Below are 18,736 nucleotides of genomic sequence, written 5' to 3' on the forward strand. Positions count from 1 at the left end.
CTTCTAAGCCAAGGAGGGCCTATGCTGGAAACGGAGGAACGCGATGCTGAAGGCAGCTTACCCGGAACGCCCCGATGCCCTGACCTGGGTTTTCCTGGGCCTGGGGCTTCTCCTTATGCCCCTGGGCCTCTACCTGGCCCTGGCGGCCCCGCCCGACGTGAACCAGGGCTATTTGGTCCGCATCATGTACCTGCACGTGCCCGGGGCCTGGCTCGGCTACCTGGCCTTTCTCGTCACCTTCCTCTACTCCCTCCTCTACCTCTTCCGCCAGGACCCCCGGTACGACCGGGTGGCCAAGGCCAGCGCCGAGATCGGCCTGGTCTTCATGGGCCTGGCCCTGGTGACGGGGATGCTTTGGGCCCGGCCCACCTGGGGGGTTTACTGGACCTGGGAGCCTAGGCTCACCACCACCGCCATCCTCTTCGCCGTCTATGTGGGCTACTTCCTCCTGCGGGGGGCCATCGAGGACCCCGAGCTTCGCCGCAAGGCGGCGGCGGCGGTGGGTGTTTTGGGCTTCCTCAACGTGCCCATCAGCTACATGTCGGTGAAGTGGTGGCGGAGCCTGCACCAGACCCAGTCCATTGACCTCACCACGGGCAAGGTCCACATGGCCCCGGAGATGCTCCAGGCCCTCCTTTTGAATCTCCTGGTCTTCACCTTGCTCTACCTGGGCTTCGTGCGCTTCCGGGGTTTTCTGGCCGCCCTGGAGGAAAGGAAGGAGGAGGCGTGATGGAGGTCTTCGTCACCTGGGTCTACGCCCTCACCTACCTCACGGTCTTCGGGTATCTGGCTTACCTCTTCTTCCGCTATAGGAGGGCGCGGTGAGGACCAAGTACGCCCTTGGGCTCTTGGTGATCCTCGGGGCCCTGGCCTACCTCCTCTTCGGGGGGCTCGGGCAGAACCTGGTGTACTTCCTCACCCCCTCGGAGTACCTGCAGGACCAGGCCAGGTACCAGAACCGCCCCGTGCGCCTGGGGGGCTTGGTGAAGCCCGGAACCGTCCGCTACGACAAGGACCTTCTGGAACTCCGCTTCGTCCTCACCGACGGGGTGGCGGAGGTGCCCGTCCTCCACAAGGGCACCCCCCCGGGCATGTTCAAGGAGGGCCAGGGGGTGGTGGTGGAGGGGCGGTTTGAAGGCGGGGTCTTCCAGGGCACCAACCTCTTGGTGAAGCACTCGGAGACCTACCAGCCCCCCAAGGAGGGCTGGACCCCGGAGGACGTGCGCAAGCTCATTGAGGAGGCCAAATGACCCCGGCCCTGCTCGGCAACCTAGGGGTGAGCCTGGCCCTGGCCTTCAGCCTCCTGGGCCTCGCCCTGGCCCTCCTCGCCTACCTCCAGGGGGACGGGCGCTTCCTAAGGGGGGCGAGGGCCCTCGTTTTCCCCGCCTTCCTCGCGGCCCTCGCCGCCTTCCTCGCCCTGGAGTGGGCCCTTCTCGCCCACGACTTCAGCCTGGCCTACGTGGCCCGGAACCACTCCACCAAGGACCCCCTCTGGGTGACCCTGGTGACCCCCTGGGCGGCCCTCGAGGGCAGCATCCTCCTCTGGGGCCTCCTCCAGACCCTCTACACCCTCCTCGCCAGCAAGAAGCCCCTGGACCCCTGGCGGGCCTCCCTGGTCCTCGCCGTGCTCTACGGCATCCAGGTCTTCTTCTTCGGGGTCATGGCCACCATCGCCAGCCCCTTTGAGACCCTCCCCAACCCTCCCCAAGACGGCGTGGGCCCCAACCCCCTCCTCCAGAACCACTGGATGATGGCCGTCCACCCCGTGCTCATGTACCTGGGCTTCGTGGGCCTGAGCGTGCCCTACGCCTACGCGGTGGCGGCCATGGCCACCCGCCGCTACCAGACCTGGGTGGAGGAGACCCGGTGGTGGACCCTCATCGCCTGGGGCTTCCTCACCGCCGGGAAGGTGGCGGGGATGTGGTGGAGCTACGAGGTCCTGGGCTGGGGGGGTTACTGGGCCTGGGACCCGGTGGAAAACGCCAGCTTCATCCCCTGGCTCCTCGCCACGGCCTTCCTCCACACCGCCTTCGTCCAGCAGACCCGGGGAGCCTTCAAGGCCTGGAACTTCGCCTTCGTGACCCTGGCCTTCGCCGCCACGGTCCTCGGCACCTTCCTCACCCGTAGCGGGGTGATCCAGTCGGTGCACGCCTTCGCCGAGGGCCCCGTGGGGCCTGCTTTCCTGGGTTTCTTCCTCCTGGCCACGGGCCTCGGCCTGGGGCTCCTTTCCCGGGTTTCCCGGGAGGTGCAAGACAGCGCCCTTTTCCACCCCCTTTCCCGGGAAGGGGCGCTTCTCCTCGGGGCCTTCTTCTTCGCGGGCTGGGCCCTGGTGGTCGTCCTGGGCACCTTCTACCCCCTCTTGGTGGAGGCCTTTAGCGGGGCCAAGGTGAGCGTGGGGGCGCCCTTCTTCAACCAGGTCTCCGCCCCCTTGGGGGCGGGGATCCTCCTCCTCATGGGGGTGGGGCCCATTCTCCCCTGGCGCAGGACCCGGAAGGAGGTCTTGAAGAACCTCTTCCTCCTCTTCCTCGTCCTCGCCTTGGGGACCCTATTCGGCCTCCTCCGGGGCTACACCTTGGGGGCCTCCTTCGCCCTGGGGCTTTTCCTCTACAACGCCGCCGCCATCTACCTCCTGGCGCGGGAAGGGGTTCTGGCCCGGGCGCGGGCGGGGCTTTCCCCCTGGGGCTTTTTGCAAAACCGGAGGCGGGTGGGAAGCCTCGTGGTCCACTTCGCCGTGGCCCTCATGGGCTTGGCCATCGCCTTCAGCCAGACCTACCGCCTGGAGAGCGAGAAGACGCTCCACCGGGGCGAGGCCTGGGAGGTGGGGGGGGTGCGCATGGAGTTCCAGGGGGTGCGGGCCTTGGACGAGGGGCGGCGCTTCGCCGTGGAGGCCCTGCTAAAGACCGACCGCTTCGGGGAGGTGCGGCCCCGCCTTCACTTCTACCCCCAGATGAATAGCCCTCTTCCCGCCCCCAAGGTGGTCTACACCCCGGGGAACGACTACTACTTCCTCCTCATGGATTTTGATCGGGAGAAGGGGGAGTGGGCCTCCATCCGGCTCATCGTCACCCCCTTGGTCTTCTGGATGTGGGTGGCGGGGGGGCTTATGGCCCTGGGTACCCTTTACCTCCTCTGGCCGGCGGCGAGGGCCGAGGAGCTTAAGGGGGTGAGCCCGGCGTGAGGGGGTGGCTCTGGCTCCTTCTGGTTCTGACCCTGGGAGGGCTTTTCTGGTGGGGGATGCAGCGAAACCCCAAGGAGCTTCCTTCCGTGCTGGCCAAAGAGCGGAGGCCCGCCCCGGACTTCACCCTGCCCCTCCTTCCCCCCTACCGGGAGGCCTGGGGGGAGACCTTCCGCCTGGCGGACCACCTGGGGAAGAGGCCCATCGTCCTCAACTTCTGGGCCAGCTGGTGCTACCCCGCCTGCTACGAGGAGGCGCCGGTCCTCGAGGCCTCCTGGCGGCGCCACAAGGAAGAGGTGCTTTTCGTGGGGGTGAACACCCAGGACAAGGAGCCCGAGGCCCTGCGTTTCGTCTCCCAGTTCGGCCTCACTTTCCCCCAGGTGTACGACCCTCGAGGCCGGGTGGGGGTGGACTACGGGATGTACGGGGTGCCGGAGACCTTCTTCGTAGACCGGGAGGGCCGGGTGGTGGCCCGGCACGCCGGGGCCCTTGACGAGGCCACCTTGGAGCGGTACCTGGCGGAGGTGTTGCCATGAGGTGGTTCCTGTTCCTTCTGGCCCTTTCCCTCCCCGCCCTGGCCCAGGAGGGCCCGCCCCCGGACCTGCCTCCCGAGGTCTTCCAGATCGCCCGCACCCTGCGCTGCCCCGTGTGCCAGGGGGAGTCGGCCGCCGAGAGCAACTCGGGGGTGGCGGTGGAGATGCGCCGGATCATCGCCGAGATGCTCAAGGAGGGGAAGACGAAGGAGGAGATCCAAGCCTTCTTTGTGGACCGCTACGGGGAGTGGATCCTCTACGAGCCTCCAAGGCGCGGGACGACGCTTTGGGTGTGGCTTCTGCCCCTTTTGGGGCTTCTTCTCCTCGGCCTCGGCCTTTTCGCCTACTTCCGGCCTAAGCCGCTTCCCAAGGAGCTTCTGGAGGAGGCGGAGCGCCGCCTAAAGGAGCCTCCAAGATGACGGCCACCCTGCTCTTTCTCGCCCTTTTCCTCCTCGGCCTCCTCCTCGCCCTAAGGCCCCTCCTCGGCCCCAAGGAGCCCTTCCCCGAGCCCCCTAGACGGGAGGAGCTCCTCAAGGAGCTAGAGGTCCTGAAGGGGGAGGTGGAGGCCCTCGAGGGGGAGGAGAGGAAGCGGGCCCTGGCCCGCCTGGTGGCGGTGGAGAGGCTCCTCGAGGGCTACCGCCCCCCCGCTCCGCGGCCCTTCAACCCCTGGCCCGTGGCCCTGGCCCTGGGGGTGGTGGTGCTCATGGGGGTGGGCCTTTGGCGTTACACCCTCCCCCGCCTTCCCGGGGAGACCACCGTGACCCAGCGCCAGGAGGCCCGGGAGCTCAAGGCCTTGGCCGATAAGGCGAAGCGCACGGGGGCGGTGGAGGACCTCCTCGCCTGGGGGCGGAGGGCTTTTGAACTCCAGGCCTTTGACCAAGCGGCGGAGGCCTACCTGGAGGTCCTCAAGAAGGACCCCAAGAACGTGGAGGCGGTGCGCCGGGTGGGGATCCTCCTCTTCATGGGGGGCAGGCTGGAGGAGGCCCGGCTCTTTCTGGAGATCGCCCAGCACGCCGACCCCAAGGCCGCCGAAGGGTGGCTCTTCCTGGGGAACCTCTACTTCCAAGAGGGGCGAAGGCAGGAGGCCATCGCCGCCTGGGAGAAGTACCTGGAGGCCGGGGGGGAGGCCCGGGAGCGGGTGGAGGGCCTCATCGCCATGGCCCGGGCCCAGGCCCAGGGAGGAAAGGACGGGAAGAGCGTCTACCAGGCCCGCTGCGCCGCCTGCCACGGCCTCCAGGGGGAAGGGGGTGTGGGACCGAGGCTTAAGGGGAACCCCATCCTAAAGGCCCCGGAGGCGGTGCGGGAGGTCGTCCTCAAAGGTCGTGGGACGATGCCCGCCATACCCCTTTCCCCGGAGGAGCTCACGGCCCTCCTGGACTACCTGGGAAGCCTCTAGCCATGAAGCGGCGCGACCTCGTCTTCTACCTCCCCGTGGCCGTGGCCGGAGGGTTCTTCGCCTGGTTCGGGGTGCGGACCTACAACCTCCGCTTCCGCCCCCGCCCCGAGGCGGGAGAGCCCACTTGGAGGGAGGGCCCCAAGGTGGCCGTGGCCCGGCTGGGCGAGCTTGGGGTGTGGCAGGCGAAGCCCTTCCTCTACCCCCTTCCCCTCGGGGAGCTCAAGGCCTTCCTCCTCCGCCTGCCCGAGCCCGTCCCCGGGGGGCTTTCCCTGGGGGAGGAGCACTACGCCGCCTTTAGCCGCATCTGCACCCACCAGGGGTGCACCCTGAACTACGTGCCCGACCCCGAGGCGGCTTCCCTCCTCTACAACTTCCGCTACGAGAGGCCCTTTTTGGGCTGCCCCTGCCACTTCGGGGCCTTTGACCCCCTGCTTGGGGGAAAGGCGGTCTACGGCCCCCCCCGGTTTCCCCTCCCCAGGCTCCGCCTCCAGGCCGAGGGGGAGACCCTCTACGCCACCGGGCACGAGGTGCCCCTAAGGCCCATGGAGGGCGGTTAGCCTCCGAGCCGCACCCGCACGAACCGGTCCCGTCCCCGCTGGAGGATGCGGGGGCGGGAGAGGTCCACCTCGAGGCTCGGGTCGGTGAGGACCTCCCCGTCCAGCCTCAGGCCCCGGTTCTGGATGAGCCTCCTCGCCTCGGCGTTGGAAGGGGTGAGGCCCGCTAAGGTGAAAAGCCTCGCCACCCAGATCCGGCCTTCCTTCAGCTCCGAGGCGGGGATGGTGACCTCGGGGATCTCCTCGGGGATTCCCCCTTTGGCCACCTCGTCGTAGCGGGCCTCCGCCCTTCGCACCGCTTCGGGGCCCGCCTCCTTGTCCTTCCCGAAGGCCTCCCAGGCGTAGCCCAGGCCCTCGTAGAAGGCCCGGTCTATCCGGGGGGGGATCTTCGGCAGGGCGTAGGCCGCGGTGAGGAGGCGGGCGAGGACCCGGTGGGCGGGAACGGGGCCCGCCTTCAGGAGGGCCTCTATCTCCTCCTCCTCCAGGTCCGTGAGGAGGCGGAAGTAGCTCGGGAGGAGAGGGTCCGGCACCCGCATGAGCTTCTTGAACATCGCCTCCGGGGGCTCGGCCACCCCGATGTAGTTGTCCAGGCTCTTGCTCATCTTCTCCCGCCCGTCCAGGCCCACCAAAAGGGGCATGAGGAAGCAGACCTGGGGGCTTTGCCCGTAGGCCCGTTGCACCTCCCGGCCCACCAGGAGGTTGAAGCGCTGGTCCGTGCCCCCCATCTCCACGTCGGCCCTTATGGCCACGGAATCGTAGGCCTGGGCGAAAGGGTAGAGGAACTCGTGCAGGGAGATGGGGACCCCCTCCTCGTAGCGCTTTTTAAAGTCCTCCCTCTCCAGCATCTGGGCCACGGTCATGAGGGAGGTGAGGCGCACCACCTCCTTGAAGGTGAGGCCCTCCAGCCACTCGGAGTTGTAGCGGAGCTCAAAAAGCTCCGGCTCCTGCCTCAAGATCTTCCCCGCCTGCTCCACGTAGGTTTTGGCGTTCTCCCGGGTCTCCTCCAGGGTGAGGGGGGGGCGGGTCTTGGATCGGCCCGAAGGGTCCCCGATCATCCCCGTGAAGTCTCCAATGATGAGGACCACCTTGTGGCCGAGCTCCTGGAACTGGCGCATCTTCCTCAGGACCACCGCGTGGCCCAGGTGGAGGTCGGGCCGTGTGGGGTCGGCCCCCAGCTTCACCGTGAGGGGCCCGCCTTCCCTTAGCTTTTCTAGAAGCTCTTCCTCGGGGAGGATCTCCTCCGCTCCCCGCTTCAAAAGGGCCAGGGCCGCTTCCGGGGAAAGCCTTGGGTCCGCCATGAGGCCAAGTATACTGAAGGCAATGCGGAGCCTGCTCCTTCTCGCCTTGGCCGCCCTGGGCCTTTACTGGTACGCCGAGCGGTACGGCCTGGCCGTGGGTTACCCCCCCTTCCTGCCCGTCTTCTACTGGAAGTACACGGGGGAGGCGGTGTATCCCCTTCGGGTCACAGGGCTTTACGACACCGTCAAGGTCAAGGTCTCGGGCAACCTCGAGGAGGGCCGCCTCCAGGTGGCCTTGCTCAAGGGGGGGAAGCCCGTGGGGGAGAGGACCTTTGCGGGTACCTTCCAGCAGGAGCTCCGCTTTCCCGTGGAGGCCGGGGAGTACACCCTGCGCTTCCGCTTAGAGGGTGCCAAGGGCCGGGTGCGCTACGACTGGGTGGCCACCAAGTTTGCCCCCTAGGCGCTGGATGTGCTACACTGGGCTCTGGTTTGCCCTGAGGGGCACGAAGGGGAGAGAGATGGCGCAGAAGAAGCCCAAGAGGAACCTGTCCGCCCTCAAGCGGCATCGGCAGTCCTTAAAGCGTCGGCTTCGCAACAAGGCCAAGAAGTCGGCCATCAAGACCCTGAGCAAGAAGGCCATCCAGCTGGCCCAGGAGGGCAAGGCGGAGGAGGCCCTCAAGATTATGCGCAAGGCCGAAAGCCTCATCGACAAGGCGGCCAAGGGCTCCACCCTGCACAAGAACGCCGCCGCCCGCAGGAAGTCCCGGCTGATGCGCAAGGTGAACCAGCTCCTCGCCGCCCAAGGGGCGAGCGCCTGAGGAGGTGGGGCATGGGTAAGGGCGACCGCCGCACCCGCAGGGGCAAGATCTGGCGGGGCACCTACGGGAAGTACCGCCCCCGCAAGAAGAAGTAGCCCGGAGGGGGTTTCGCTCCGGGCCGTCCCTTTGAGGTTCCCGCCGCAACGAAAGGTAGGGGGGAGGCTTAGTTTTCCCCCTCTTTTTCCATCTCCCAGGTGAGGTCCCGGAGGAGCCAGCCCCGGCCTGGGGGGGCGATCTCTCCGGAAGCCAGAGCCTGGACCAAATAGCGGCGCACCAAGTCCACAGGCACCCCCTGGGCGATGACCTCGCCGAGGTTGCGGGTGCCGTCCAAAAGGCCCTGGAGCTGACCGAACTCCTCCAGGGTCTTGCTCTTTCTTCCCTGGTAGCGGATGCGCAGGGCGTACCAGGCGTAGCGGCGGAGGGGGTAAAGGTCCCCTTCCCGCACCCCCATGTAGGCCCGTTCCATGGCGATGAGGAGGGGGACGCCCCAGGCCTTAGCCGCCGCCCGCACGCTTTTTCCTCCTTGGAAGACTTCCAGAGGGGGCTTGGGGCGGAGGGCTTCCAGCACGCGGCTGGGCGAGTCTATGAGGGAGCGGAAGCGATCCCACTCGTCGTTGACCCGGGCCCATTCCCCGAGGAGGGTGGGGAAGGGTAGAAGGGGAGGTTCCGGGGAGGCCGGTCCCGGTTGGAAGCGGAAAGTGCCTTCCTGGGGGTGCAAGGGGAAGGTGAAGAGGGCCTCGAGGCCTTCCCAGTCCAGGATGGCCGCCTCCACCACCTCGCCCTGGGCGAAGCGGAGGGTGAGGGGAAGGGGGCCAGCCTGCACCTCCAGGGTGCCGGAACGGCGGTGGCCGTGGATGAGCTCCAGGACCTCCGTGAGGGGAATGAGGCTCAGGTTTCCTTCCACCGGTATCCCTCCCCAATGTTCAAGACCAGGGTACGCCCCTCTCCCCGGTAGGGGGCAAGGGCCTTCATGGCCGCCCCCTCTTCTCCCTCCCGCACCAGGGCGGCCAGGGTGGGGCCCGCCCCCCCCACGAAGGCCGCCAGGGCCCCGACCTTAAGGGCGTTTTCTATGGCCTCCAGGACCCCGGGCATGAGGTGGGCCCGGTGGGGCTGGTGGAGGCGGTCGCGGCAGGCCTCCCGTAGGGCCTCGAGCCTCCCCGAAGAGAGCGCCGCAGGCCAGAGGGCGCTACGGGCCAGGTTGTAAATGGCGTCCTCCAGGGGCACCTCCCGGGGCAGGGCCTCCCGGGCCAAGGGGGTGGGGACCTCGTAAGGGGGCACGGCCAGGACGAAGCGCACCCCTTCGGGCCTAGGAAGCGGGATGGCCAAGGGGGGGTCGCTCAGGGCGGCCACGAAGCCCCCAAAGACCGCCGGGGCCACGTTGTCCGGGTGGCCCTCGAGCCCCGCCGCTACCCGGAAGACCCCTTCCCGCCCGAGCCTTCCCCCCGAAAGGCGGTCCGCCAGGGCCACCCCGGCCACTAAGGCGGCGGAGGAGCTCCCCATCCCCCGGGCCAGGGGGATGGGGTTGAAGGCCCGCACCCTTAGGGGAAGGGGCTCAAGGCCCAGGGCCCGCATGCCCGCGCGGTACCCCTGGTGGATGAGGTTGTCCGTGCTCTCCACGCGGCCTTCCCCCTCGTAGAGGAAGGCGTCCTCCGGAGCGGGGTGGGCCTCCACCTCGAGGTAGAGGTCCAGGGCCACCCCCAAGGCGTCAAAGCCCGAGCCCAGGTTGGCCAGGGTGGCGGGGACGTAGAGGCGGGGAAGGGGCTCCATAGGTCCCGCCCCAGCATACCAGGGGTTTCCTAGGATTTTGGCAAAGCGTGGAACTCGAATCCCAAGGCTACCGGAGGAGGTAGGCCGAGGGCACCTGACCCTTCTGGAGGAGCCTTCGCGCCTGGGGCAGGGCCTCCGCCACCTCCCGGGCGAGGAGGCCCACCCCCTTCTCCTCGGCCAGGAGGTCCCCGGCGAGGCCGTGGAGAAAAACTCCAAGCCTGGCCGCGTCAAAGGGCCTAAGCCCCGCGGCCAAAAGGGCGGCGATGGCCCCCGAAAGCACGTCCCCCGTGCCCCCGGTGGCTAGGGCGGGGTTCCCCGTGGGGTTCACGGAAAGCCTTCCCCCTTCCGCCACCACCGTGGGGTTCCCCTTGAGGACCACGGTGAGCCCTGTCTGCTCCGCCAGGGCCCGGGCCGCCTCCAGGGGGTCCTTCGCCACTTCCTCCGGAGAAAGGCCCAGAAGCCTACCCGCCTCCCCCGCGTGGGGGGTGAGGACGGCAGGGACGCCCGCCTTCCGGTAGGCCTCGGCCACCTCGGAGTGGAGGGCGTCGGCGTCTAAGACGGTGGGAAGGCGGGCCTCCAGGGCCTTTAGGGCCCACTCCCTTCCCCAAGGCCCCCCGCCCATCCCCACGGCCAGGGCCTCCACCCGCATGGAGGGAAGGGTGGGGTAGGAAACGGGGTGGAAGACGGCCTCTAAGGGCTCAAGAGGAGTCCCCTCCGGGGCCACCAGGTGCACGAGCCCCGCTCCCATGCGGTAGGCCCCGAGGCTGGCGAGAAGGGGCGCCCCGGCGTAGCGGAGGCCCTCTCCCCGATACCCCCCCAGGACCCCCACCCGGCCCACGCTTCCCTTGTGGGCGGTGAGGGGGCGCTGGGGGAGGAGGGGCCTTAGGGCCTCAGGGGTGGCCACCTCGGGGAGGTCCTCGCGCTCTAGGAGGGCTTTGGGCAGGCCGATCTCCGCCAGGTAAAGCCTCCCGCAGGCTTCCCGCTTTAGGAGGTGGGGAGTCTTGAGGGCGGCGAAGGCCACGGTGGCCGTGGCCCGGACGTGGGGGCTGTAGGGGAGGCCCGAGGGAAGGTCCAGGGCGAGGACGGGAAGGCTTTGGGCCTTCACCCGCTCCACGAGCCCCGCATAAAAGCCCGTGAGGGGCCCCGTGAGCCCGGTGCCGAAGAGGGCGTCCACCACCACCTCCCCTTCCTGAAAAAAGGCCTCTTCCAGAGGCCTTACCTCCACCCCGTGGGCGAGAAGGGCTTGCAGGGCGAGAAGGGCGTCCCCGGTTTGCCCTTGGGCGGCGTGGACCCGCACCCGCACCCCTTCCAGGAGGAGGTGGCGCGCCAGGACCAGCCCGTCGCCGCCGTTATTTCCCTTGCCCGCCAGGACCAAGGCGGGGGCCTTGCCGAAAAGCTCCCGGTAGACCCTCGCCGCCTTCATCCCCGCCCACTCCATGAGGAGGAGGCTGGGGTAGCCCAGCGCCACGGCCTTCCGGTCCGCTTCCCGCATGGCCTCGGAGGTGAAGAGCCTCATGGGTTAAGGATACGATGGGGACATGGAGCGCCTGAAGGAAGCCCGGAAGCGCCTGGAGGAGGCGAGGCGGGTGGCGGTCCTCACGGGGGCGGGCATCTCCAAGCCCTCCGGCATCCCCACCTTCCGGGACGCCGAGGGCCTTTGGAAGAACTTCAATCCCTTGGACTACGCCACCCCCGAGGCCTACGCCCGGGACCCGGAGAAGGTCTGGTCCTGGTACGCCTGGCGCATCCAGAAGGTGCGGGAGGCCAGGCCCAACCCGGCCCACCACGCCCTCGTGGAGCTGGAAAGGCGGGTTTTGGCCCGGGGAGGAAGCTTCCTCCTCGTCACCCAGAACGTGGACGGCCTCCACGCCCTCGCGGGAAGCCAGAACCTGGTGGAGCTCCACGGCAACATCCTTCGGGCCCGGTGCGAGGCCTGCGGGAGGCGGTTCCCCCTGCCGGAGGCTTTCACCCCACCCCCCTTCTGCCCGGCCTGCGGCCACCGGGCCCGGCCCGACGTGGTCTGGTTCGGGGAGCTTTTGCCGGAAGGGGCCTGGGAGAGGGCGGAAAGGGCCTTCGCCGAGGCCGACTTTGCCCTGGTGATCGGCACCAGCGCCGAGGTGGAGCCCGCGGCCTCCCTGGGCCGGATCGCCTTCGCCTCGGGGGCCTACCTGGCGGAGGTGAACCCGGAGCCCACCCCCCTTACCCCCCTCGCCCACCTCTCCTTGCGCACGGGGGCGGTGGAGGGGATGGCGCTCCTACTCCCGCCTGCCCCGGAAGACCAGGCGGAAGGGCACCTCCCTTAGGCCCAGGTCCTCGCCGATGCGGTTTTTTAGGTAGTTCTCAAAGGCCCGGGTGATGAAGTCGGGGTGGTTGACGAAAAAGACGAAGGTGGGGGGGGCCACCTGGGCTTGCGTGGCGTAGAGGATCTTTAGGGGCTTGCCCCTGAAGTTGGGCATCTGGACCCGACTGGTCCACACCGCCAGCCAGCGGTTGAGCTCCGAGGTGGGGACGCGGGTGTGGTTGAGCTCGTAGAGGCGCACCGCCTCGCGGAAAATCTTGTCCAGGTTCTGTTTGGTGAAGGCCGAGGTGTATACCCAGGGGAGGTGTTCCAGGTGGGCCAGCCTTCCCCGGAGCTCCCGGCGCACCTTGGGGGCTTCCTCCTTGGCCACCAGGTCCCACTTGGTCACCACCAGGAGGACGGGTTTGCCCTGCTCCAGGGCGTGGTTGGCCAGTTTAAGCTCCCGGTCCCCCACCTGGAAGGGGTCCACCACCAGGAGGACCACGTCCGCCTCCTCTATGGCCCGGAAGCTTCGCTTGATGGCCAGCTCCTCCACCAGGCTTTCCGGGCGCTTGCGGATCCCGGCGGTGTCCACCAGGACAAAGCGCTGGCCCCCGAAGAAGAACTCCACATCGATGGCGTCCCGGGTGGTGCCGGCCTCCTCGGAGACGATGACCCGTTCCTCCCCCAGAATGGCGTTTAGAAGGCTGGACTTCCCGGCGTTGGGCCGGCCCACGATGGCGAGGCGGATGCCCACCACCTCGGGCTCGGTTTCTATCTGCCGGACGGGGAGCTTCTGCCAGATGGCCTCGATCAGCTCCTCCAGCCCCCTTGCGTGCTCGCTAGAGGTGGGGATGGGATCGCCGAAGCCCAAGGCGTAAAGGGGGCCCAGGTAGTGCTCGTGCTTGGGGTCGTCCACCTTGGTGGCCACGAGGATAACCGGCTTCCCCTTCTTGCGCAGGTACTCGGCCACCTCGTAGTCCGCCTGGGTGAGCTCGGCCCGCCCGTCCACGGCGAAGAGCACCACCTCGGCGTCCTCCAAGGCCCGGTCCACCTTCTCCTGGATCTTCTTCTCCCACTTGTCCCCCGACCAAAGCCCCCCGGTGTCCACCAAGAGGAAGCGGCCCTGGTCGGTTTCCACCACCCCCTCTTTGAGGTCTCGGGTGACCCCGGGTACATCGGCCACCACCGCACTCCTTTTTTTCAGGAGGCGGTTGAATAGGCTGGACTTGCCCACGTTGGGCCTTCCCACGATCACGACCTTGTGCATCTTGACCCCACAAAAAGAGGCGGGGAGGCCCCCGCCCGCGCTGGCCCTAGTATAGCACACCGGGTATACTCTTAGGGCATGCGGCGGTTGGCCCTCTTTTTGCTCCGCCTCTTGGGCTGGACCTTGAAGGTGGAGCCTCCTCCCAAAAAGCGGTATGTCCTCATCGGGGCGCCCCACACCTCCAACTGGGATTTCGTGGTGGGGATTCTGGCCCTGTGGGGGGCGGGCATCCCCGCCCGGTGGCTCGGCAAAAAGGAGCTTTTTAAGCCCCCCTTGGGCTTCCTCATGCGGGCCCTGGGGGGGATTCCCGTGGACCGCTCCCGGCGGAACAACCTGGTGGACCAGGCGGCACGGATTCTTCGGGAGCGGGAGGCGGCCATCCTCATCACTCCCGAGGGCACCCGGGGCAAGGCCCCCTACTGGCGCACAGGCTTTTACCACATGGCCCTGAAGGCGGGGGTGCCCATCGCCCTGGGTTATGTGGACTTTCCCCGCAAGGAGGTGGGCATCGGGGGCTACCTCTACCCGACCGGGGACCTCCTTAAGGATTTCGCCGCCATCCGGGCCTTTTACCAGGACAAGACGGGCCTGAGGCCGGAGAAGCAGGGGCCCATCCGCATCCGGGAAGAGGTTGAGGGGGTGGCCTGATGCCCGTACCCGAGCCCCTTGCCCCCTCGCAGGAGGAGCGGACCTGGGCGGCGGTGGCCCACTTGGCGCCCTTGGTGGGCTACCTCGTCCTCATCGGCCAGTTTCTCGTTCCCTTGGGGGTGCTCTTCTTCGGGCCCAAAACGCCCTTCGTCCAGGACCACGCCAAGGAGTCCCTGAACGGCCAGATCAGCTACACCCTCTATGGGCTTGTCCTCTTTCTCCTGGCCCTGACCGTGGTGGGGGTGGTCCTGGTTCTTCCCCTTGGCGTCTTTCTCCTAGGCCTCGCCCTTTACAACATGGTGCGGGGAGCTCTCGCGGCCGGGCGGGGAGAAGGGTACCGCTACGCCCTCATCCTTCGCCTCGTGCCCTAGCCTCGAGGACCACCACCGCCAAGGCGTGGCTCCGCTCGTGGCTTAGGGAGAGGTGGGCGAAAAGCCCCTCCTCCGCCATGCGGGCTTCTATTCGGGGGGCGAAGCGAAGGGCGGGCCGCCTGCCCTCCATCCCCACCCAGACCTCCCTCCAGGAGAAGCTTTCCGGCCAACACTTCTGAAAGGCCTCCTTGGCCGCGAGGCGGGCGGCGAGGCTCGGGAAGGGGTTTTGGCGGGCGAGGGCGTAGGCCACCTCCTCCTCGTGAAAAAGCCGCCTCAAGGCCCTCTCCCCGTGGCGGGAAAGGAGCTTTTCCACGCGGGCGATCTCCACCAGGTCGGCCCCCAGGGCGACGATCATGGGCCCATGGTATCCCTTGAGGCCCCTGGGCCTTCCGTGCTAGGGTACACGGGTGCTGCCCAAGGCTTTCCTTTCCCGCATGGGCCATTTGCTGGGCGAGGAGTTTCCCGCCTTCCTCAAGGCCCTCACGGAGGGGAAGCGCACCTACGGCCTCAGGGTGAACACCCTGAAGCTTTCCCCCCAGGCCTTCCAGAGGATCTCCCCCTGGCCCCTTGGGCCCATCCCCTGGTGCCCGGAGGGGTTCTACTACGAGGAGGAGGCGAGGCCAGGGCCCCACCCCTTCTTCTACGCCGGGCTCTACTACATCCAGGAGCCCAGCGCCCAGGCGGTGGGGGTCCTCCTGGACCCGAGGCCCGGGGAAAGGGTCTTGGACCTGGCGGCGGCCCCGGGGGGCAAGACCACCCACCTGGCCGCCCGCATGGGGGGGAAGGGGCTTCTTTTGGCCAACGAGGTGGACGGGAAACGCATAAGGGGCCTTCTGGAGAACGTGGAGCGCTGGGGGGCACCCCTCGCCGTGACCCAGGCCCCTCCCAGGGCCTTAGCCGAGGCCTTCGGGGCCTACTTCCACCGGGTCCTCCTGGACGCCCCCTGCTCGGGGGAGGGGATGTTCCGCAAGGATAGAGAGGCGGTGCGCCACTGGGGGCCCTCGGCGCCCAAGAGGATGGCGGAGGTGCAGAAGGCCCTCCTGGCCCAGGCGGCGAGGCTGGTAGGCCCTGGGGGGGTTTTGGTCTACTCCACCTGCACCTTTGCCCCCGAGGAGAACGAGGGGGTGGTGGCCCACTTCCTCAAGGCGCACCCGGAGTTCCGCCTCGAGGACGCCCGCCTCCATCCCCTCTTCGCCCCGGGGGTGCCGGAGTGGGGGGAGGGGAACCCGGAGCTCCTCAAGGCCGCGAGGCTCTGGCCCCACCGCCTCGAGGGGGAGGGCCACTTCCTGGCCCGCTTCCGCAAGGAGGGTGGGGCCTGGGGCACACCCTCCAAGGAGCGCCCCCCTTCCCTTTCCCCGGAGGCGAGGCGGGTCCTAAGGGCCTTCCTGGAGGAGGCGGGGCTTTCCTTGGAAGGCCCCCTATGGGAAAGGGCGGGCCACCTTTACCTCCTCCCCGAGGAGCTTCCCTCCCTCTCGGCCCTCAAGGCCCCCGCCCCTGGCCTTTACCTGGGCAAGGTGCAGAAGGGCCGCTTTCTTCCCGCCAAGGCCCTCGCCCTGGCCTTCGGGGCCACCCTCCCTTGGCCCGAGGGGCTTCCCCGCCTCGCCTTGGCGCCGGAAGACCCTAGGGCCCTGGCCTTCGCCACGGGGGAAGGGGTGGCCTGGGAGGGGGAGGACCATCCGCTGGTCCTCGTGGTCCTGAGGACGGAGGTGGGAGAGTTTCCCCTGGACTTCGGCAAGGCCAAGCGCGGGGTGCTGAGGCCCCTGGGGATGGGGCTTTAGGTACCCCGCCGCGGCGGGGCCCCCAAAAGCCCTCTCCTAGCCCCATTTCGGGCATCTCGTGTCGCGAAACCAAAGTGCGGGCACGGAATACCACCCCATGCTGGCCCAAGCCAGGGCGCCCCCGCGAAACCCCGGTGCGGGTGCTTAGCGAAGGAGGCCAAGCCCTTTCAGCTCCTCCTGCCAGGCGGCGAAGGCCTCCTGGAGGAGGGCTTCAGGGAGAGGCCTGACCGCAAGCCTCCCCGGGGCCAGGGGCACCACCCAGTGGAGGCTTTCCGAGACCTTCTTCTTGTCCCGGAGGAGGTAGGGGAGGAGGTCCTCCCAGGCCAAAGGCGGCAGGGGAGGGGGGGAGAGCCAGAGGAGGAGGCGGCGCACGGGGGGCAAAAGGTCCTCGCCCCCGAGGGCCCTTCCCAGAAGGGCGGCGTAGAGGAGGCCGTAGGCCACGGCCATCCCGTGGGGGAGGGCGTGGCGGGTTTTGGCCTCCAGGGCGTGCCCTAGGGTGTGGCCGAGGTTCAAAAGGCGCCTTTTCCCCTTTTCCAGGGGGTCTTCCTCGGTGACCCGCACCTTCACCGCCACCGCCTTGGCCAAGAAGGCCTCGAGGCGGGGACTTTGCGGCGTGAGGTCCTCTACCTTGAGAAGGGCCTCGTCCCCGGCGATGAGGCCGTGTTTAAAGGCCTCCACCAGGCCCTCCTTGAAGGTGGGGAGGGGGAGGGTCCTCAAGGCCTTGGGTTCGGCGTAGACCCCTTGGGGGAAGTGGAAGGCCCCCACCAGGTTCTTCCCCTCGGGAAGGTTGATCCCCGTCTTGCCCCCCACGCTGGCGTCCACGATGGCCAAGGTGGTGGTGGGGAAGGCGAGGTAAGCCACGCCCCTTAGGTAGGTGGCGGCCACGAAGCCCCCGAGGTCGGTGAGGGTCCCGCCCCCCACCACCAGGAGGGTGGCGTTCCTGGGTAGGCCTTTCGCGGCGAGCCAAGAGAGCACTTCCCCGTAGACCTTAAGGCTCTTGGCCTCCTCCCCGCCTTCCACCCCCAGGCGGAGGCGAACCCCCAAGGCCTCGGCCACCTCCAGGGCGAAGCCCTCCACCTGGCGGTCAAAGAGGAGGGCGGTGGGGCCCGCCAGGGGGGGTACCTCCCGAAGGGCCCCCTCCCCGATGACCACGGGGTAGGGAACGGGATTACGGACGTCTAGCCTTCGCATAGGCCCAAAGCTTTTCCACGATCTCCGCCACCACCTCCTCCACCTTCCGATGGTCGGTGGAGACGTGGATGGGGGCTTCCTGGTAGATGGGGGTGCGGGCTTCCAAGAGGGCCCGGATGCGCTCCAGGGGGTTTTCTACCTGCAGTAGGGGTCTTTCCCCCGGCTTGCGCAGGGTTCTTTCCAGAATGGTCTCGGGGCTTGCCCACAGGGCCACCACCGGTCCCCTGGCGAGGAGGGCCTTCCGGTTTTCCGGGTCCACGAAGGTGCCGCCGCCCAGGGAAAGCACCAGGAAGTCCTTCTCCAATAGTTCCCGCACCGCCTCCCGCTCCATCTTACGGAAGGCCTCCTCCCCCAGGTGGCGGAAGATGTCGGGGATGGAAAGCCCCGTGCGCCTTTCTATGTAGCGGTCCAGGTCGATGAAGTGGAGCATCAGGGCCCGGGAGAGCTCCTTGCCGATGCGGCTTTTCCCCACCCCCATGAAGCCGGTGAGGCTCACGAAGGTGGCGGGGCGGGGGATCTCCAGGCGGGCCATGGGGTTAGTAGGCGCGCGCCCGCTCCTTGTAGCGCTCCACGCGTTCCTGGATTTCCTCCAGAGTATCTCCCCCAAACTTCTCCAGGTAGGCCTGGGCCAGCACGATGGCCGAGAGGGCGCAGAGGATGACGCTGGCCGCGGGCACCGCCGTGGTGTCCGAGCGCTCCCTGGCGGCGTCCTTGGGCTCGTGGGTCACCACGTCCACGGTGGGGAGGGGCCGCATCAGGGTGGCGATGGGCTTGAGGGCGGCGCGGATGACCAGCTCCTCCCCCGTGGTCATGCCCCCCTCGAGGCCCCCGGAGCGGTTGGTCTTTCGGTAAAAGCCCCGTTCCGGGCTCCAGTAGATGGCGTCGTGCACCTCCGAGCCGCGCCTCATGGCGTTCTCAAAGGCCGGGCCGATCTCCACCCCCTTCACCGCAGGGATGGAGAGGGCCATCTGGGCCAGGCGGCCGTCCAGCTTCCGGTCCCAGTGGACGTGGCTGCCGAGGCCCGGCACCAGGCCCCGGAAGCGGGCCTCGATCACCCCTCCCAGGGTGTCCCCCTCGGCCTTGGCCTGGTCTATGCGGCGGATGACCTCGGCCTCGGCCTCGAGGTCGGTCATGCGTAGGGGGCTTTCCTCAATGCGGGGCAGAAGCTCCCAGGAGAAGGGGACTTTGGCCCACACCCCGGCCATCCCCGGCACGTACCCCACCCCTTCCACCCCCAGGAGGGAGAGGAGCTTCAGGGCCACCGCCCCCACCGCCACCCGCATGGCCGTCTCCCGGGCGCTGGCCCTTTCCAGCACGTCCCTTAGGTCCTTGTGCCCGTACTTGATGCCCCCCGCGAGGTCGGCGTGGCCCGGCCTGGGTGCGGTGAGGGCCCTCTTGCGGGGCTCGTTCCCCGGGGCGGGGTCCATGATCTCGGCCCAGTTCCTGAAGTCGGCGTTCTTGATGGCCAGGGCCACGGGGGCGCCCGTGGTGCGCCCGGCCCTCACCCCGGCGCGGAACTCCACCCGGTCGCGCTCAATGACCATGCGCCGGCCCCGCCCGTAGCCCTTTTGCCGCTTCTCCAGCCAAGGGTTGATGTCCTCCTCGGTGAGGGGGAGCCCGGCGGGAAGCCCTTCGATGATGGCCAGGAGCTCGGGGCCGTGGGACTCGCCTGCCGTGAGGAACCTCATGGGCCCATTGTAGGGAAGGGGCCGGGGTAAA

Annotated in this window: 23 protein-coding genes; 14 read left to right on the top strand and 9 right to left on the bottom strand. The window is 68.3% G+C overall.

Annotated features, from left to right (window positions below; genetic code table 11):
• Positions 1 to 43 precede the first annotated feature (43 nt).
• The 7 genes from ccsA to ACY5J6_RS02250 all read left to right on the top strand — a co-directional run bounded on the left by ccsA (position 44) and on the right by ACY5J6_RS02250 (position 5,661).
• Positions 44 to 730 (top strand): cytochrome c biogenesis protein CcsA, encoded by a 687-nt coding sequence (gene ccsA / locus ACY5J6_RS02220; protein WP_462845775.1) that lies wholly within the window; start codon positions 44 to 46, stop codon positions 728 to 730.
• Positions 731 to 821: 91 nt separating this feature from the next.
• Positions 822 to 1,250: a cytochrome c maturation protein CcmE gene (gene ccmE, locus ACY5J6_RS02225; RefSeq protein WP_462845776.1), complete on the top strand. Its 429-nt coding sequence runs from the start codon at positions 822 to 824 to the stop codon at positions 1,248 to 1,250.
• Positions 1,247 to 3,178 carry a heme lyase CcmF/NrfE family subunit gene (locus tag ACY5J6_RS02230; RefSeq protein WP_462845777.1) on the top strand — a complete coding sequence of 644 codons (1,932 nt, stop codon included), beginning with the start codon at positions 1,247 to 1,249 and terminating at the stop codon, positions 3,176 to 3,178. The genes ccmE and ACY5J6_RS02230 overlap by 4 nt, the downstream gene beginning before the upstream one ends.
• Positions 3,175 to 3,711, top strand: coding sequence for a TlpA family protein disulfide reductase (locus tag ACY5J6_RS02235; protein WP_462845778.1), 537 nt, complete (start codon positions 3,175 to 3,177; stop codon positions 3,709 to 3,711). The genes ACY5J6_RS02230 and ACY5J6_RS02235 overlap by 4 nt, the downstream gene beginning before the upstream one ends.
• On the top strand, positions 3,708 to 4,127 hold the full coding sequence (locus ACY5J6_RS02240; protein ID WP_054638077.1) for a cytochrome c-type biogenesis protein CcmH: 420 nt from the start codon (positions 3,708 to 3,710) through the stop codon (positions 4,125 to 4,127). The genes ACY5J6_RS02235 and ACY5J6_RS02240 overlap by 4 nt, the downstream gene beginning before the upstream one ends.
• On the top strand, positions 4,124 to 5,104 hold the full coding sequence (locus ACY5J6_RS02245) for a c-type cytochrome (RefSeq protein WP_462845779.1): 981 nt from the start codon (positions 4,124 to 4,126) through the stop codon (positions 5,102 to 5,104). The genes ACY5J6_RS02240 and ACY5J6_RS02245 overlap by 4 nt, the downstream gene beginning before the upstream one ends.
• A gap of 2 nt (positions 5,105 to 5,106) precedes the next feature.
• Positions 5,107 to 5,661 carry a Rieske 2Fe-2S domain-containing protein gene (locus tag ACY5J6_RS02250; RefSeq protein ID WP_462845780.1) on the top strand — a complete coding sequence of 185 codons (555 nt, stop codon included), beginning with the start codon at positions 5,107 to 5,109 and terminating at the stop codon, positions 5,659 to 5,661.
• On the opposite strand, the gene tyrS is transcribed toward ACY5J6_RS02250, so the two are convergent.
• The gene (tyrS, locus tag ACY5J6_RS02255) at positions 5,658 to 6,956 is read right to left on the bottom strand and encodes a tyrosine--tRNA ligase (protein ID WP_462845781.1); all 1,299 of its coding nucleotides are present in this window, start codon (positions 6,954 to 6,956) and stop codon (positions 5,658 to 5,660) included. The two genes, ACY5J6_RS02250 and tyrS, sit on opposite strands and share 4 nt — an antisense overlap.
• Positions 6,957 to 6,978: 22 nt before the next feature.
• Here tyrS and ACY5J6_RS02260 point away from each other — a divergent pair, with 22 nt between their 5' ends.
• From ACY5J6_RS02260 to ACY5J6_RS02270, 3 genes are read left to right on the top strand one after another with little or no spacing between them, the layout of a single operon-like run.
• On the top strand, positions 6,979 to 7,356 hold the full coding sequence (locus ACY5J6_RS02260) for a hypothetical protein (protein WP_462845782.1): 378 nt from the start codon (positions 6,979 to 6,981) through the stop codon (positions 7,354 to 7,356).
• Between the two features lie 58 nt (positions 7,357 to 7,414).
• Positions 7,415 to 7,714, top strand: a complete 300-nt coding sequence (gene rpsT, locus ACY5J6_RS02265; RefSeq protein ID WP_054638082.1) for a 30S ribosomal protein S20 — start codon at positions 7,415 to 7,417, stop codon at positions 7,712 to 7,714.
• 11 nt (positions 7,715 to 7,725) lie between these two features.
• Complete coding sequence (locus tag ACY5J6_RS02270; RefSeq protein ID WP_008632889.1) at positions 7,726 to 7,809, top strand: 30S ribosomal protein THX; 84 nt, start codon at positions 7,726 to 7,728, stop codon at positions 7,807 to 7,809.
• Positions 7,810 to 7,877: 68 nt separating this feature from the next.
• Here ACY5J6_RS02270 and ACY5J6_RS02275 read toward each other — a convergent pair whose 3' ends face one another.
• The 3 genes from ACY5J6_RS02275 to ACY5J6_RS02285 all read right to left on the bottom strand — a co-directional run bounded on the left by ACY5J6_RS02275 (position 7,878) and on the right by ACY5J6_RS02285 (position 10,997).
• Entirely contained in the window at positions 7,878 to 8,618 is a 741-nt protein-coding gene (locus tag ACY5J6_RS02275; protein WP_462845783.1) for a DUF4388 domain-containing protein, read from the bottom strand.
• Positions 8,603 to 9,481 (bottom strand): homoserine kinase, encoded by an 879-nt coding sequence (thrB, locus tag ACY5J6_RS02280; protein WP_462845784.1) that lies wholly within the window; start codon positions 9,479 to 9,481, stop codon positions 8,603 to 8,605. The genes ACY5J6_RS02275 and thrB overlap by 16 nt, the downstream gene beginning before the upstream one ends.
• A gap of 67 nt (positions 9,482 to 9,548) precedes the next feature.
• Entirely contained in the window at positions 9,549 to 10,997 is a 1,449-nt protein-coding gene (locus tag ACY5J6_RS02285) for an NAD(P)H-hydrate dehydratase (RefSeq protein WP_462845785.1), read from the bottom strand.
• A 22-nt stretch (positions 10,998 to 11,019) separates the two neighbouring features.
• Here ACY5J6_RS02285 and ACY5J6_RS02290 point away from each other — a divergent pair, with 22 nt between their 5' ends.
• Positions 11,020 to 11,784 carry an SIR2 family NAD-dependent protein deacylase gene (locus tag ACY5J6_RS02290; RefSeq protein WP_462845786.1) on the top strand — a complete coding sequence of 255 codons (765 nt, stop codon included), beginning with the start codon at positions 11,020 to 11,022 and terminating at the stop codon, positions 11,782 to 11,784.
• Here the strand turns inward: ACY5J6_RS02290 and der are convergent.
• The gene (gene der / locus ACY5J6_RS02295; RefSeq protein WP_462845787.1) at positions 11,737 to 13,029 is read right to left on the bottom strand and encodes a ribosome biogenesis GTPase Der; all 1,293 of its coding nucleotides are present in this window, start codon (positions 13,027 to 13,029) and stop codon (positions 11,737 to 11,739) included. The genes ACY5J6_RS02290 and der overlap by 48 nt on opposite strands.
• A gap of 78 nt (positions 13,030 to 13,107) precedes the next feature.
• Between der and ACY5J6_RS02300 the strand changes: the two genes are divergently transcribed.
• Together ACY5J6_RS02300 and ACY5J6_RS02305 are read left to right on the top strand one after the other, a co-directional pair.
• A complete protein-coding gene (locus ACY5J6_RS02300) occupies positions 13,108 to 13,677 on the top strand; it encodes a lysophospholipid acyltransferase family protein (protein ID WP_462845788.1) in 570 nt (189 codons plus the stop codon).
• Positions 13,677 to 14,048: a DUF4870 domain-containing protein gene (locus ACY5J6_RS02305; RefSeq protein WP_462845789.1), complete on the top strand. Its 372-nt coding sequence runs from the start codon at positions 13,677 to 13,679 to the stop codon at positions 14,046 to 14,048. The genes ACY5J6_RS02300 and ACY5J6_RS02305 overlap by 1 nt, the downstream gene beginning before the upstream one ends.
• Here ACY5J6_RS02305 and ACY5J6_RS02310 read toward each other — a convergent pair.
• Complete coding sequence (locus ACY5J6_RS02310; RefSeq protein ID WP_462840491.1) at positions 14,026 to 14,403, bottom strand: 4'-phosphopantetheinyl transferase superfamily protein; 378 nt, start codon at positions 14,401 to 14,403, stop codon at positions 14,026 to 14,028. The genes ACY5J6_RS02305 and ACY5J6_RS02310 overlap by 23 nt on opposite strands.
• Positions 14,404 to 14,455: 52 nt before the next feature.
• Here ACY5J6_RS02310 and rsmF point away from each other — a divergent pair, with 52 nt between their 5' ends.
• The gene (rsmF, locus tag ACY5J6_RS02315) at positions 14,456 to 15,826 is read left to right on the top strand and encodes a 16S rRNA (cytosine(1407)-C(5))-methyltransferase RsmF (RefSeq protein WP_462845790.1); all 1,371 of its coding nucleotides are present in this window, start codon (positions 14,456 to 14,458) and stop codon (positions 15,824 to 15,826) included.
• 144 nt (positions 15,827 to 15,970) lie between these two features.
• Here rsmF and ACY5J6_RS02320 read toward each other — a convergent pair whose 3' ends face one another.
• From ACY5J6_RS02320 to aroC, 3 genes are read right to left on the bottom strand one after another with little or no spacing between them, the layout of a single operon-like run.
• Positions 15,971 to 17,017, bottom strand: coding sequence for a 3-dehydroquinate synthase (locus tag ACY5J6_RS02320; RefSeq protein ID WP_462845791.1), 1,047 nt, complete (start codon positions 17,015 to 17,017; stop codon positions 15,971 to 15,973).
• Positions 16,995 to 17,549, bottom strand: a complete 555-nt coding sequence (locus ACY5J6_RS02325; RefSeq protein WP_462845792.1) for a shikimate kinase — start codon at positions 17,547 to 17,549, stop codon at positions 16,995 to 16,997. The genes ACY5J6_RS02320 and ACY5J6_RS02325 overlap by 23 nt, the downstream gene beginning before the upstream one ends.
• Before the next feature lie 4 nt (positions 17,550 to 17,553).
• Entirely contained in the window at positions 17,554 to 18,705 is a 1,152-nt protein-coding gene (gene aroC, locus ACY5J6_RS02330; RefSeq protein WP_462845793.1) for a chorismate synthase, read from the bottom strand.
• Positions 18,706 to 18,736 lie beyond the last annotated feature (31 nt).

This window comes from Thermus sp. H19.2, assembly GCF_054979525.1.